At 71.2% G+C, this 13,852-nt stretch carries 15 protein-coding genes; 9 read left to right on the top strand and 6 right to left on the bottom strand.

Going from position 1 to position 13,852, the window contains the following annotated elements; genetic code table 11:
* Positions 1-59 precede the first annotated feature (59 nt).
* Complete coding sequence (locus ACIQMR_RS02405) at positions 60-1,001, top strand: ROK family glucokinase (RefSeq protein WP_401381903.1); 942 nt, start codon at positions 60-62, stop codon at positions 999-1,001.
* A 416-nt stretch (positions 1,002-1,417) separates the two neighbouring features.
* On the top strand, positions 1,418-2,182 hold the full coding sequence (locus ACIQMR_RS02410) for an endonuclease/exonuclease/phosphatase family protein (RefSeq protein WP_401381906.1): 765 nt from the start codon (positions 1,418-1,420) through the stop codon (positions 2,180-2,182).
* Positions 2,183-2,331: 149 nt separating this feature from the next.
* Here the strand turns inward: ACIQMR_RS02410 and ACIQMR_RS02415 are convergent, their stop codons facing one another.
* A complete protein-coding gene (locus tag ACIQMR_RS02415) occupies positions 2,332-2,961 on the bottom strand; it encodes a hypothetical protein (protein ID WP_401381909.1) in 630 nt (209 codons plus the stop codon).
* Positions 2,954-3,733, bottom strand: a complete 780-nt coding sequence (locus tag ACIQMR_RS02420) for an alpha/beta hydrolase (RefSeq protein ID WP_401381911.1) — start codon at positions 3,731-3,733, stop codon at positions 2,954-2,956. The genes ACIQMR_RS02415 and ACIQMR_RS02420 overlap by 8 nt, the downstream gene beginning before the upstream one ends.
* 187 nt (positions 3,734-3,920) lie before the next feature.
* On the opposite strand from ACIQMR_RS02420, the gene ACIQMR_RS02425 reads away from it, so the two are divergent.
* The 4 genes from ACIQMR_RS02425 (at position 3,921) to ACIQMR_RS02440 (ending at position 7,840) form a co-directional block, all read left to right on the top strand.
* A complete protein-coding gene (locus tag ACIQMR_RS02425) occupies positions 3,921-4,730 on the top strand; it encodes a lysophospholipid acyltransferase family protein (RefSeq protein WP_401382666.1) in 810 nt (269 codons plus the stop codon).
* Positions 4,731-4,777: 47 nt separating this feature from the next.
* Positions 4,778-6,007 (top strand): MacS family sensor histidine kinase, encoded by a 1,230-nt coding sequence (macS, locus tag ACIQMR_RS02430; protein ID WP_401381913.1) that lies wholly within the window; start codon positions 4,778-4,780, stop codon positions 6,005-6,007.
* On the top strand, positions 6,004-6,675 hold the full coding sequence (locus tag ACIQMR_RS02435; protein WP_401381914.1) for a response regulator: 672 nt from the start codon (positions 6,004-6,006) through the stop codon (positions 6,673-6,675). Before macS ends, ACIQMR_RS02435 begins: the two co-directional genes overlap by 4 nt.
* 136 nt (positions 6,676-6,811) lie before the next feature.
* Positions 6,812-7,840 carry a 6-phosphofructokinase gene (locus tag ACIQMR_RS02440; RefSeq protein ID WP_401381917.1) on the top strand — a complete coding sequence of 343 codons (1,029 nt, stop codon included), beginning with the start codon at positions 6,812-6,814 and terminating at the stop codon, positions 7,838-7,840.
* A 196-nt stretch (positions 7,841-8,036) separates the two neighbouring features.
* Here the strand turns inward: ACIQMR_RS02440 and ACIQMR_RS02445 are convergent, their stop codons facing one another.
* Together ACIQMR_RS02445 and ACIQMR_RS02450 are read right to left on the bottom strand one after the other, a co-directional pair.
* A complete protein-coding gene (locus tag ACIQMR_RS02445; protein ID WP_401381920.1) occupies positions 8,037-9,941 on the bottom strand; it encodes an anthranilate synthase family protein in 1,905 nt (634 codons plus the stop codon).
* Positions 9,942-10,042: 101 nt separating this feature from the next.
* Positions 10,043-10,099 carry a trp operon leader peptide gene (locus ACIQMR_RS02450; protein WP_078513512.1) on the bottom strand — a complete coding sequence of 19 codons (57 nt, stop codon included), beginning with the start codon at positions 10,097-10,099 and terminating at the stop codon, positions 10,043-10,045.
* Positions 10,100-10,206: 107 nt separating this feature from the next.
* Here ACIQMR_RS02450 and ACIQMR_RS02455 point away from each other — a divergent pair, with 107 nt between their 5' ends.
* Both ACIQMR_RS02455 and ACIQMR_RS02460 read left to right on the top strand, forming a co-directional pair.
* Positions 10,207-11,553 carry a class II 3-deoxy-7-phosphoheptulonate synthase gene (locus tag ACIQMR_RS02455; RefSeq protein ID WP_401382669.1) on the top strand — a complete coding sequence of 449 codons (1,347 nt, stop codon included), beginning with the start codon at positions 10,207-10,209 and terminating at the stop codon, positions 11,551-11,553.
* A gap of 169 nt (positions 11,554-11,722) precedes the next feature.
* Entirely contained in the window at positions 11,723-11,995 is a 273-nt protein-coding gene (locus tag ACIQMR_RS02460) for a bacterioferritin-associated ferredoxin (RefSeq protein WP_266374812.1), read from the top strand.
* Positions 11,996-12,023: 28 nt separating this feature from the next.
* On the opposite strand, the gene bfr is transcribed toward ACIQMR_RS02460, so the two are convergent.
* Positions 12,024-12,503, bottom strand: coding sequence for a bacterioferritin (gene bfr / locus ACIQMR_RS02465; RefSeq protein WP_358664801.1), 480 nt, complete (start codon positions 12,501-12,503; stop codon positions 12,024-12,026).
* Between the two features lie 157 nt (positions 12,504-12,660).
* Here bfr and ACIQMR_RS02470 point away from each other — a divergent pair, with 157 nt between their 5' ends.
* Positions 12,661-13,293 carry a sulfite oxidase-like oxidoreductase gene (locus ACIQMR_RS02470; protein WP_401381924.1) on the top strand — a complete coding sequence of 211 codons (633 nt, stop codon included), beginning with the start codon at positions 12,661-12,663 and terminating at the stop codon, positions 13,291-13,293.
* A 30-nt stretch (positions 13,294-13,323) separates the two neighbouring features.
* Here ACIQMR_RS02470 and ACIQMR_RS02475 read toward each other — a convergent pair whose 3' ends face one another.
* On the bottom strand, positions 13,324-13,833 hold the full coding sequence (locus ACIQMR_RS02475; protein ID WP_401381926.1) for a DUF4396 domain-containing protein: 510 nt from the start codon (positions 13,831-13,833) through the stop codon (positions 13,324-13,326).
* Positions 13,834-13,852 lie beyond the last annotated feature (19 nt).

Below are 13,852 nucleotides of genomic sequence, written 5' to 3' on the forward strand. Positions count from 1 at the left end.
CCAGGACTCCCTCCGGTACGGTTGGCCCTAGCGGGGCTCGACCGAAAACTGAGGGACACATGGGACTCACCATCGGCGTCGACATCGGCGGCACCAAGATCGCGGCCGGCGTGGTCGACGAAGAGGGCACCATTCTCGAGACACACACGGTGCCCACTCCGCCGACCGCCGAGGGCATCGTGGATGCGATCTGCGCGGCCGTCACCGGAGCCGGTAAGGGACACGACATCGAGGCAGTCGGCATCGGCGCCGCCGGCTACGTCGACGACAAGCGTGCCACCGTCCTCTTCGCACCGAACATCGACTGGCGGCACGAGCCGCTGAAGGACAAGGTCGAGCAGCGGGTCGGCCTCCCCGTCGTCGTCGAGAACGACGCGAACGCGGCGGCGTGGGGCGAGTACCGCTTCGGCGCGGGCCAGGGACATGACGACGTCATCTGCATCACGCTCGGCACCGGCCTCGGCGGCGGCATCATCATCGGCAACAAGCTGCGCCGCGGACGCTTCGGCGTGGCCGCGGAGTTCGGGCACATCCGGGTCGTCCCCGACGGTCTGCTGTGCGGCTGCGGCAGCCAGGGCTGCTGGGAGCAGTACGCGTCCGGACGCGCCCTCGTGCGGTACGCCCGCCAGCGCGCGATGGCGACGCCCGAGATGGCCGAGATCCTGCTCGGTCTCGGCGACGGCACCCCCGCCGGCATCGAGGGCAAGCACGTCAGCACCGCGGCACGGCAGGGCGACAAGGTCGCGATCGACTCCTTCCGCGAACTGGCCCGCTGGGCCGGCGCGGGACTGGCCGACCTCGCGTCGCTCTTCGACCCCTCGGCGTTCATCGTCGGTGGCGGAGTCTCGGACGAGGGCGAACTGGTCCTCGACCCGATCCGCAAGTCCTTCCGGCGATGGCTGATCGGCGCCCAGTGGCGCCCGCACGCGCAGGTCCTCGCGGCGCAACTGGGCGGCAAGGCGGGCCTCGTCGGCGCGGCCGACCTGGCCAGGCAGGGCTGACCGCCCCACCGCACCCTTGCGCCCTGCGGGCGGGCATGTTGACGGCTCTGGAGGCGACGCCTCCAGAGCCGCGCGGCTCTTCGGCCCTCTCCTCGGATGCCGGGCGGGCCGGGAAGCGGCGTCCGTCCGGCCGGGTGTCGGCGGTTCTGCGGACGGCGCCTCCCCGAGAGCTCTCAGGGTCAGGGTCTGCGGCCGTGTTCTCGGCTGCCGGGCCGGCCGGGACGTGAGCGCCGTCCGGCCGAGATCCGCGGCGGAGCCCCACTTCCAGCCTCGCGCGCTGCTTCCGAACCTCGGGCGTAGGGACGTTCGAGAGGTGGCGGACCGGCGCGGATCCCCTGCGGCTCCCGCGTGTGCGCCCGCCGCGGGCCACGCGGCGTGCCGGGCAACGGGGGCCGGGGCCCGTTATCTTGTGGCGCATGGTGACGTCCGAGACGCGACCGCTGCCCAATTCCCGCACCGAGTCCGACGGTTCAGCCGTCGTCCGCGCCCTCAGCTACAACATCCGCTCCCTGCGCGACGACGAGGACGCCCTCGCCCGCGTCGTCCGCGCCTGCCGCCCCGACCTCGTCTTCATCCAGGAAGCCCCACGCTTCTTCCGCTGGCGCAAGCACGCCGCACGCCTCGCCGCCAAGAGCGAACTGGTGATGCTGGGCGGCGGCGCCACCGCCGCGGGGCCCCTGCTGCTGTGCTCGCTGCGGGCGACCGTCGAGCGCACCGAGGACGTGCTGCTGCCGCTCACCCCGGGCCTGCACCGCCGCGGCTTCGCCACCGCCGTCGTACGCTTCGGCCGCGCCCGCGTCGGACTGCTCAGCTGCCATCTGAGCCTGCAGAGCGACGAGCGCTACGCCCAGGCCGGGGTGCTGCTGGACCGCCTCGCCGCGATGGATGTGCCCTACGCGATCGCCGCGGGCGACATCAACGACCGGCCGGACGGGCGCGGCTTCCGGCGGCTCGCGGCCGGGCTCCAGGACTGCTGGGCGGTCAGTCCGTGGGGCGCCGAGTACACCTCGACGCCGACCGACCCGCACCAGCGCATCGACGCGATCTTCGCCACCCAGGGCATCGAGGTCCTCGGCTGCGGCGTACCACGAGGCCTCCCGGGCGTCGCGGACGCCGATCTCGCGGCGGCCACCGACCACCTCCCGGTGCTGGCGGCGCTGAGGATCCCCGCCACCGGCTGACCCGACGCACCGCCGCCCCGACGCTGCGAGGGCCGACGTGCGGGCACAGCCGCCCCGACGCTGCGGGTCCGACGCTGCGAGGGCCGACGTGCGGGCACAGCCGCCCTGACGCTCCGGGGCCGACGGCGCCAGGGGCCGAAGCCTCAGCCCTAGACCACTGCGCCCCGCCCCGGATCGTCGTCGTCCTCGTCGTCCCCCTGCGACATCCGGGCCACAAGGGTGACGAAGCCCCCGAGGAAGCCGCCGACGCCGAGCGTCGTGAGCCACCACGTCATGTCCCACTGCAGGATCACGGCGAGCAGCAGCAGCACCGGACCGCCGATCACGGCGAGCCAGGCGAACTTCGCGGTCGTGTCGGCCTCCGGCAGCGGCGGCGGCTCCGGCGGCACGAAGTGGCCCTCGTCGCTCTCGTCGAGGTCGTCGTCGCTCGCCTCGTCGACCTGGTAGTCACGCGGGCCCGCGCCCATGCCGACACCCGGTGCGAACACGATCGAGCCGCCGAGCGGCCGCTTCGGCGCCCGGTCCTCCTCCTCGCCGTCCCCGACGTCCCCGCTGTGGTCGCCGGACCCGTCGTCCTCGACGCCACGGCCCCCGGGCAGGTCGTTGAGCACCGGCTTCTGAAGACCCGCGAGGTCCTCCACCGACTTGAACGGCTTCGCCCCCGGCGGGTCCGCCGGCTCATCTCCGTACCCGGCGACGATCGCCGCCCAGGCGGCTTCCTCGTCGATGGGCTGCGGCTCCGGATCCCGGTCCCGGTCCGCGTCGTGCTGCTCAGCCACCTGTCGTGCTTCCCTTCTTGCCGACGCTCGGAGCGAGGCGGCCGATGAACGCGTGGCTCTCCTCGAAAATCCGCTCCGCGTCGTGGTCCAACGTCGCCACGTGGTAGCTCTGTTCCAGCAGGACCTCCCGGACGTCCGTCGAGGAGACCCGGCCGAGGATCCTGGCGGAGTCCGCGGGCGGCACCACATGGTCCTGCGGGCTGTGCAGCAGCAGCATCGGCTGGGTGACCTGCGGCAGCTCGCCGTCGACCAGACGGAAGAAGTTCCGCACGGAATGCGCGGCGTGCAGCGGCACCCGGTCGTAGCCGACCTCCTCCACGCCGTCCTTGGCGATGTCGCTCGTCAGCCCCTTCGTGGTCCGGACGAAGTGGCGGGCCACGGGCAGCGCGTACGCCGAGAGTCCGTGCACCTTGTTCGCGGGGTTGACGACGACGATGCCGCTGATCGCATCGCCGTGCTTGGCCGCCAGCCGCAGGGTCAGCGCGCCGCCCATGGAGAGCCCGAAGACGAAGACCTGGCTGCACTGCTCGCGCAGCGTCCGCAGCTCCCGGTCCACCTCCGCGTACCAGTCCTGCCAGCCGGTGAGCGCCATGTCCTGCCAGCGGGTGCCGTGTCCGGGGAGCAGCGGCAGCGACACGGTCAGATCCCGCGCCGCCAGATACTCCGCCCACGGGCGCAGCGACTGCGGGGAACCGGTGAATCCATGACAGAGAAGGACGCCGATCTCGCCACCCTCGTGGCGGTACGGCTCGGCTCCAGGAAGGACCGGCACCGGGGTCTCCTTTCAGGGGCCCGGGGGGCGTCCCCCCGGTAGGCAAACTCACCGTACGCGACCGGACTGACACCGACCAGGGCCGACGGCCACCCAGCACGGGCCCGGGGAGGAGAGGGCGGACGTCGCACGGGTTAAGGTCTTTTCGACGGATACCAGGAAGGCACTCGAGTTGATCTACGGCGCAATGAAGTTCTCCATCGGAGGGACACTGAAACTCGCCTTCAGGCCGTGGGTGGAGGGCCTCGAGAACATCCCCGCCGAGGGGCCGGCGATCCTCGCGAGCAACCACCTGTCCTTCTCGGACTCCTTCTTCCTCCCCGCGGTGCTGGACCGCAAGGTCACCTTCATCGCCAAGGCCGAGTACTTCACCTCCCCGGGGATCAAGGGCAAGCTCACGGCGGCCTTCTTCAAGGGCGTCGGCCAGTTGCCGGTGGACCGGTCCGGCGCGCGCGGCGCGGGCGAGGCCGCCATCAAGAGCGGTATCGAGGTCATCGAGCGCGGTGAGCTGTTCGGCATCTACCCGGAGGGCACCCGCTCGCCGGACGGCCGGCTCTACCGCGGCAAGCCGGGCGGCCTCGCGCGCGTGGCGCTCGCCACCGGCGCGCCGGTCATCCCGGTCGCGATGATCGACACCGAGAAGATCCAGCCGCCCGGCAAGGTCGTCCCCAAGCTGATGCGCCCGGGGATCCGGATCGGCAGGCCGCTCGACTTCAGCCGGTATCACGGCATGGAGCACGACCGCTTCATCCTGCGCTCGGTGACCGACGAGGTCATGTACGAGATCATGAAGCTTTCCGGCCAGGAGTACGTGGACGTCTACGCCACGGCGGCCAAGCGGCAGATCGCGGACGCGGAGAAGGCCGCGAAGGAAGCGGAGAAGGCGGCCAAGGCCGTCAAGGAGGCCGCGGCCCCGCACGACGCGAACGACACGAAGGCCGCGGGCACGAAGGACGCGCAGGACGCGGGCACGACGGAACGGGACGGCGCACACTAGCGTCGTCGGTCCACGGGTGTCCGGGACTGGTTGGGGGGATCGGGGGCATGGCCAAGCGCGAGCGGGTCGTCCGCATGTCGGTGGAGCTGCCGCTGTGGCGCGCGCTGACGGCGTACCGCGTGCTGACGATGGGCTACGCGGTCGCCCTCTTCCTCTTCGCACGTGACAAGTACGAGCGTCCCTGGGTGGCCGTGGGCTTCCTCGCCGTGATGGTGCTCTGGACGTTCGCCACGCTCCCCAGGGTGGCGAACGCCACCGCGTGCACCCGGCGTTTCCTCGCCGCCGACCTCACCATCGCCCTCGCCGGAATCCTGCTCACCCCGCTCGCCGACGAGCAGGCGCAGCAGATGGACGGTCCGACGCTGCCCTCGATCTGGACGGCGGGATCGGTCCTCGCGTTCGCGATCAAGGGCGGGTGGCGCTGGGCGGGCTTCGCGTCCTCCCTGGTCGCCGTCGCCAACATCATCGAGCGCGGTGAGCCCAGCCGGGACACCTTCCACAACGTCCTGCTGGTGTGGGTCGCCTCCATCGCGATCGGCTACGTCGTCGAGGTCGCCCGTGCGTCCGAGCGCACGCTGGCCCGCGCCCTGGAGATCGAGGCGGCCACCCGGGAGCGGGAGCGGCTGGCCCGCGACATCCACGACAGCGTGCTCCAGGTACTGGCCATGGTGCAGCGGCGCGGCACGGCGATCGGCGGTGAGGCGGCGGAACTCGGCCGGATGGCGGGTGATCAGGAGATCGCCCTGCGCACCCTGGTCGCCGGCGGTCTGCTGCCCGCGTCGCGGGTGTCGGAGGACGAGACGCAGGGCGCGGTGGTCCGGGTCGTGGAGGAGCCGGAGGGCCCGGACGGATCCGCCGCCGCGGTCCCGTGCGACCTGCGCACGCTCCTGGCGCCGCACGCCGGTTGCCGGGTGACCCTGTCCGAGCCCGGCGCCCCGGTACTGCTGCCGCCGCACTCGGCGAAGGAGCTCGCGGCCGCTGTCGGTGCCGCCCTGGACAATGTCCGCAGGCACGTCGGCGACGACGCACAGGCCTGGATCCTGGTCGAGGACTGGCCGGACGAGGTGATCGTCACGGTCCGGGACGACGGGCCGGGCATCCCGGACGGGCGGCTCGCCCAGGCGGAGGGGGAGGGGCGGCTCGGCGTCGCGCTCTCGATCCGCGGCCGGCTGCGGGACATAGGCGGCGCGGCGGAGCTGATCTCGGTGCCGGGACAGGGTACGGAAGTCGAGTTGAAGGTCCCGCGGGGACTCGGGGGAAGGCGGACGGATAGATGAGCGAGCAGCCGATCAGGGTGATGGTGGTCGACGACCACCCGATGTGGCGGGACGCCGTCGCACGCGATCTGGCCGAGTCCGGCTACGACGTGGTGGCCACGGCGGGCGACGGGCCGCAGGCGGTGCGCAGGGCCGGGGCCGTCGGGCCCGATGTGCTCGTCCTCGATCTGAACCTGCCCGGGATGCCGGGCGTCCAGGTCTGCAAGGAGCTGGTGGGGGCGAACCCGGCGCTGCGGGTCCTGGTGCTGTCCGCGAGCGGTGAGCACGCCGATGTCCTGGAGGCGGTCAAGTCCGGGGCGACGGGCTATCTGCTGAAGTCGGCCAGCACCGAGGAACTGGTGGATGCCGTGCGGCGCACCGCCGCCGGCGACCCGGTCTTCACCCCCGGCCTGGCCGGACTGGTCCTCGGGGAGTACCGGCGGCTGGCCACCGAGCCCCTGCCGGCCGCGGGGCCCGACGAACCGAAGGCGCCGCAGCTCACCGAGCGGGAGACGGAGGTGCTGCGGCTGGTCGCCAAGGGCCTCTCGTACAAGCAGATCGCCGAGCGTCTGGTCATCTCGCACCGCACGGTGCAGAACCATGTGCAGAACACGCTGGGGAAGCTGCAGCTGCACAACCGCGTGGAGCTCGTGCGGTACGCGATAGAGCGCGGGCTCGACGACGCCTGACACTCGATCGAGTGAACGGCTGGACGTCAACTGCCGTCCCCGTGCCGGGAATTCACCTTTCGTACCGTCCCGGAGTGACCTGGGTCACTACTAGCGTGGCTCCCATATGTCACCAGCGACGGCGAAGGGACCTTCCATGCGCGTCGGAGTACTGACCGGGGGCGGCGACTGCCCCGGCCTCAACGCGGTCATCCGCGGCATCGTCCGCAAGGGCGTGCAGGAGTACGGATTCGAGTTCACCGGTTACCGGGACGGCTGGCGCGGGCCGCTGGAGGGCGACGCGGTCCGGCTGGACATCCCCGCCGTGCGCGGCATCCTGCCGCGCGGAGGCACCATCCTCGGCTCCTCCCGCACCAACCCCCTCAAGGTGGAGAACGGGATCCGCCGGATCAAGGAGAACCTCGCCAAGCAGGAGGTCGAGGCGCTGATCGCGATCGGCGGCGAGGACACCCTCGGCGTCGCCGCCCGGCTCTCCGACGAGTACGGCGTCAACTGCGTGGGCGTGCCGAAGACCATCGACAACGATCTGTCCGCCACGGACTACACCTTCGGCTTCGACACGGCCGTGGGCATCGCGACGGAGGCGATCGACCGGCTGCACACCACCGCGGAGTCCCATATGCGGGTCCTGGTGGTCGAGGTGATGGGCCGTCACGCGGGGTGGATCGCGCTGCACTCGGGGCTGGCGGGCGGGGCGAACGTCATCCTCATCCCGGAGCAGCGGTTCGACGTGGACCAGGTCTGCGCGTGGGTCACATCGCGCTTCCGCGCCTCGTACGCGCCGATCGTGGTGGTCGCGGAGGGCGCGATGCCCAAGGACGGCGAGATGGTCCTCAAGGACGGGACGCTCGACTCGTTCGGGCACGTCCGGCTGTCGGGGGTCGGCGAGTGGCTGGCCAAGGAGATCGAGAAGCGCACCGGCAAGGAGGCCAGGACGACGGTCCTCGGCCACGTCCAGCGCGGCGGCACGCCCAGCGCCTTCGACCGCTGGCTGGCCACCCGCTTCGGCCTCCACGCGATCGACGCGATCCGCGACCACGACTACGGCAAGATGGTCGCCCTCCGCGGCACCGACATCGTCCGTGTCCCGATCGCCGAGGCGACGGCGAAGCTGAAGACGGTGGACCCGGCGCTCTACAAGGAGGTCGGCGTCTTCTTCGGCTGACCGCTGCCACCCCTGCGGGCCGCACCCCACGCGGCCCGCAGGCCCCTTGCGGGCATGCGTTCCGCGGGGCGCAACGGGTGGGCCCGACCCCCGGCGCCGGGTGCCCGTCGGTCGGGCGATGCCGCGTGTACGCGTCCCCGGGGCCCGGGTGCCCAGAGGAAGCCGGCACCCCGCACCCCCGACCACGCGCCCCGCGCTATGCGAGCCGCTCGCGGACCAGCCCCTCCAGCAGGCCCCGCACGATCTCCGGGCCGCGCAGCGTCAGGACCGACTCCGGGTGGAACTGGATGCCCGCGAAGCCGGCGCCCCGAAGAGCGTGGACCTCGCCGGTGAGGAGGTCGCGGCTCAGCTCGACGCCCCGCGCCGACAAGGCGGCCGCCGCCGAGTCGTCGCAGACCGCCGTGAAGCTGTTGTAGAAGCCGACCGTCTCCTCACGGCCGAACAGATCGATGCCCACCTGCGCGCCCTGGAACGGCGCGTCCTTGCGGGCGATGCGCAGGCCCAGTTCCGACGCGATCAGCTCGTGGCCGAGGCACACTCCCAGCAGCCCGCCCCGGTGCCCCCGCACCAGCTCCGCGGTCAGCGACCGCAGCACCCGCATCCTGGGATCGGCCGCGTCCGACGGATCGCCGGGCCCCGGGCCCAGGACCACCGGCCCCTCATGGGCCAGCGCGGCCTCCCGCACCCCCGGCTCGTCGTAGCGGCGTACGGTCACCGCCAGCCCCGCCCCCCGCAGCAGATGGGCCAGCATTGCGGTGAACGTGTCCTCGCCGTCCACCACGAGGGCGTGGCCGGTGACCCGCTCCGGCAGGGACTGCATCCGCAGCCAGAACGGCGCCAGGTCCGCCCGCCGGGCGTCCAGTGCCTCCCGCACCCGGGGATCGTCCGCCAGTCGGGGCCGCGCCGAATCCTCCCGGGCCGGCCCCGGAAGCACCCCCAGCGCGGCCAGCACCCCCGCCGCCTTGGTGTGCGTCTCCGCCACCTCGGAGAGCGGGTCCGAGTGGCGGACCAGCGTGGCGCCGACCGGGACGCGTACCTCTCCCGCGGCCGAGATGTCGGCGGTACGGATCAGGATCGGCGAGTCCAGGGTCTGCGCGCCGCCCGCGTCCCGCCCCAGCAACGCCAGCGCGCCCGCGTAGTACCCGCGCCCCCCGTCCTCGTACCGCTCGATGACCCGGCACGCGTTCTGCACCGGCGATCCGGTGACCGTCGCCGCGAACATCGTCTCGCGCAGCACTTCGCGGACGTCGAGCGAGGAGCGCCCGCGCAGCTCGTACTCGGTGTGCGCGAGATGGGCCATCTCCTTGAGCCGGGGCCCGATCACGACGCCGCCCATGTCGCCGACCGTGCACATCATCTTGAGTTCCTCGTCGACGACCATGGAGAGCTCGTCGGTCTCCTTGCGGTCGGCGAGGAAGTCCAGCAGACCGGAAGCCGTCGGTCCGGACGCCGGATAGCGGTACGTGCCGCTGATCGGGTTCATGACGACCGTGCCGCCGGACATCCGGACGTGCACCTCCGGGCTCGCGCCGACCAGCACGCGCCCTCCCGCCCCGGCGCCGGTGTGCACGACGAACGTCCAGTACGCGCCGCGCTCCGCGGCGAGCAGCCGCCGGAACAGGGCGAGGGCGTCAGCCCTGCCGAAGCCCGGGATCGCGCCGGTGAACGTCCGCCGGATGACGAAGTTCGCACCCTCCCCGCGCCCGATCTCGTCCTCGACGACCCGCCGGACGGTCTGCGCGTACTCCTCGTCGCCGACGTCGAAGCCCCCGCCCTCGACGCGCACCTCATGCGCCGGGAGCCGGTCGAGCGCCTCGTCCAGCGGGATCTCGAAGCACTCCTCGGCGACCAGGACGGACAGCGGGGTGCCGTCGTCGCGTACGTCGAAGCCGCGCTCCCTGATCTGCCGGAACGGCACCAGCGCGAGCGAGGGGAGATCTCCGACCGGGATGTCGGCGAGCCGTTCGGCCTCTTCGATCCGGCCGGTCAGCACTTCGACGGTGTCGTGGTCGCGGCCCGGGGTGCGCCTGCGCAGCAGGGCGAACGGCGGCGCGGCGGGGTCGTCCAGCAGTCTGCCGATGATGTGCGTCCGTGGGTGCATCCGTGGGTTCCTTCCGGGTGGAGTGGAGAGGAACGGCCCGCGGAGACACGAGAAAGGCCGCCCCTCGGGCGGCCTTCGCGATTCCTGTTGCGCGCGATCAGTCAGTGGGCCGCCGGATGAGCGGTCCACCACCAGTTCTGGGTCGTCTGCGCGAACATGTCCGGAACCCTACCCCAGGAACACGGGTCCGGCCGTGCGAGCCGTCTCACTCCCTGGGCCGCGACATGGACAGCGCTGTTCACCCCGTAATGTGGTGAGGGTGACCGTGAACGCTAAGCCCACCGCAACCGGTGGCAACACCTGGCGAGACCTGCCCGCGGCGCAGCAGCCCGAGTACCCCGATGCCGAGGCTCTGCGCGATGTGATCGCGGACCTCGAGTCGTATCCGCCGCTCGTCTTCGCGGGCGAGTGCGACCAGCTGCGCGCCCGGATGGGTGCCGTCGCCAAGGGCGAGGCGTTCCTGCTCCAGGGCGGCGACTGCGCCGAGGCCTTCGACGCGGTGTCCGCAGACCACATCCGTAACAAGCTCAAGACCCTGCTCCAGATGGGTGCGGTGCTCACGTACGCCGCATCCGTGCCCGTCGTGAAGGTCGGCCGGATCGCCGGTCAGTACTCCAAGCCCCGCTCCAAGCCCACGGAGACCCGCGACGGCGTGACGCTCCCGACCTACCGGGGCGACTCCGTCAACGGCTTCGACTTCACCGAAGAGGCCCGCGTCCCGGACCCCGAGCGGCTGAAGCGGATGTACCACGCCTCCGCGTCGACGCTGAACCTGGTGCGCGCCTTCACCACCGGTGGCTACGCCGACCTGCGCCAGGTGCACGCCTGGAACCAGGACTTCGTGAAGTCGTCCCCGTCCGGGCAGCGCTACGAGCAGCTCGCGCGCGAGATCGACAACGCGCTGAACTTCATGAAGGCCTGCGGCACCGACCCGGCCGAGTTCCGCACCGTCGAGTTCTACGCCTCGCACGAGGCCCTGCTGCTGGACTACGAGTCGGCGCTGACCCGCGTCGACTCCCGTACGGGGAACCTGTACGACGTCTCGGGCCACATGGTCTGGATCGGTGAGCGCACCCGCCAGCTGGACGGCGCGCACATCGAGTTCGCGTCGAGGATCCGCAACCCCATCGGCGTGAAGCTCGGCCCGTCGACCACGGTCGACGAGGCGCTGCAGTACATCGACAGGCTGGACCCCGAGCGCGAGCCCGGCCGGCTGACCTTCGTCGTCCGCATGGGCGCCGACAAGGTCCGGGACCGGCTCCCGGAGCTGGTCGAGAAGGTCACGGCCTCCGGTGCCACGGTGGCCTGGGTGACCGACCCGATGCACGGCAACACCTTCGAGGCGGCCTCCGGCCACAAGACGCGCCGCTTCGACGACGTGCTCGACGAGGTCAAGGGCTTCTTCGAGGTCCACAAGGCGCTGGGCACCCACCCGGGTGGCATCCACGTGGAGCTCACCGGTGACGACGTCACCGAGTGCGTGGGCGGCGGCGACGAGATCTTCGTCGACGATCTGCACCAGCGGTACGAGACGGCGTGCGACCCCCGGCTCAACCGCAGCCAGTCGCTCGACCTGGCGTTCCTGGTGGCGGAGATGTACCGCGACCAGTGATCGCAGCGCTCAGCGACGACTCATGACTGTGGGGCGCGGATCCATGTGATCCGCGCCCCACAGTCATATCCCGGGCTTTTATGACCCGCGGCCGGCGGGTAAGGTTAGGTTAGCCTCACCGAGAAGTCGGGACGGCACCACTGAACGATCCCGCCGGGAGGTGAACCGCGTGTACGTCTGCTCGTGCTTCGGCATCACGGAGAAGCAGGTCAAGGAGCACGCGGAGGCGGGTGCCTGCACACCCCGCCAGATCGCTTCGGTCTCCAAGGCCGGCACCGACTGCGGTTCGTGCGTGCGCCGTATCCAGGGCCTCCTCGGCCGTGGTGCCTGCCCGCGCCGCGAACTGCTCGAGCAGGGGAACGGCGCAGCCGTACTGGCCGAGGACGTGACCCCGGACGCGCTGGAGACCGTCTCTCCGGGCCGGCTGCGCGAAGCGGCCTAGCGGCCCGGCACCGCGTCTCCCGGCGCGGTCAGCTCTCCGGCTGCTCGATCAGCTGCGCGATGTAGAGCGCCTCGCCGAGCTTCTCGACCAGTTCGAGCTGGGTGTCGAGATAGTCGATGTGGTGCTCCTCGTCGGCCAGGATCGACTCGAAGATGTTCGCGGACGTGATGTCGCCCTTGTTCCGCATGACCTCGATACCGCGCCGCAGCCGGTCGATGGCCTCGACCTCGACCTGCCGGTCCGCCTGGAACATCTCGGTGACCGTCTGGCCGACCCGCACATGGAACAGCCGCTGGTAGTTCGGCAGGCCGTCCAGGAACAGGATCCGGTCGGTCAGCACCTCGGCGTGCTTCATCTCGTCGAACGACTCGGCCCGGGTGTACTTGGCGAGCTTCGTCCAGCCGAAGTTCTCCTGCATCTTCGCGTGCAGGAAGTACTGGTTGATCGCGGTCAATTCGGCAGTCAGCTGCTCATTGAGGAACTCGATGACCTCGGGGTCGCCCTGCATCGCAGAGGCTCCTTCCGCGCGTGTGACTCGGGCAGGATGGCCGCATCCTCGCACCGTGATCGTTGAGCCGTCCAGTAAGTGCCTCCTTAGTAGGAGTTGCCCGAATCGGCTCAGACCTGGTCATGACCACCCCTCCTGGTCTGTCACCATTGAAGGCATGGGTCAGCCGGAGAGCCGGGAACACCGGGCGTCAGAACAGTCCGAGCTTCCTCCGGGGCAGCGACTCCAGCGCGGCTGGCCGGTCACCCATTACGGACCCGTCCCCAAGTTCAAGCCGGAACGCTGGGAATTCCGGGTCTTCGGCGCCACCGCGGACGGCGACAAGCACTGCTGGAACCACGAGGAGTTCTCGGCCCTGCCGTTCTCGACGGTCGTCGCCGATCTCCACTGCGTGACGAAATTCAGCATGCTGGGGGCCGAATGGGGCGGGGTGCCCGCCCGGACGATCCTCGACCTGGCCCCGCCGGCCCCGGCCGCCACCCACGTCATGGTCTGGGCCGAATACGGTTTCAGCGCCAATCTGCGCCTCTCCGACTTCCTCTCCGAGCGCACGATCTTCGCCACCCACAAGGACGGTGAGCTGCTCACCGCCGAGCACGGCTTCCCGCTGCGGCTCGTCGTACCGCACCTGTACGCCTGGAAGGGCCCGAAGTGGGTGCGGGGCGTGGAGTACATGACCGCCGACCGCCGCGGCTTCTGGGAGGAGCGGGGCTATCACAACCTCGGCGACCCCTGGCGCGAGCAGCGCTACTCGTACCAGGAGCAGCCGGGCGACGGGCCCGAGTTCTGACCCGACCCGGGTTCCAGGAGCCGGTCCGGCCTAGTGGTACTGGTGCACCACCGCGTGGCCCTTGCCGCGGCCGATCATCCACTTGTTGACCGGAGTCGTGACCAGGAACGCGACGAGGAAGGCGAAGGCGAGCGCGCCCCAGAACAGCCCGTCCGACAGATGGGCGTCCATCGCGCCCGGAACCAGCAGCAGTACGCCGTTGTCGACGAGCTCCATCACGGCGATGGAGAGCGTGTCGGCGGCGAGGGCGACACCGATCGCGGCCTTCAGGCTCAGCCCGGCGCGTACGACCGCCCAGAGGGTCAGCGAGTACCCGAAGAAGAACGCGAGGACGATCGCGAGAACCATCGTCGGGACGGTGCCCCAGCCCAGGGCGGTGCCGATGACCATGCCGAGGACCTCGCCGACGGCACAGCCGGTGAGGCAGTGGAGGGTGGCCCTGGCGGCCGTCGGCCAGTCGGCCGTGGCCCCGTGTCCCTCGTGGCCCGCGTGCGCGCCGGACTGTTCGGTGCGGTGATGAGCGTGTGCGTCGTGCTGCATGAGACAACCCCCACAGCCG

Source organism: Streptomyces sp. NPDC091376 (assembly GCF_044757085.1).
Classification (GTDB): Bacteria; Actinomycetota; Actinomycetes; order Streptomycetales; family Streptomycetaceae; genus Streptomyces; species Streptomyces pratisoli.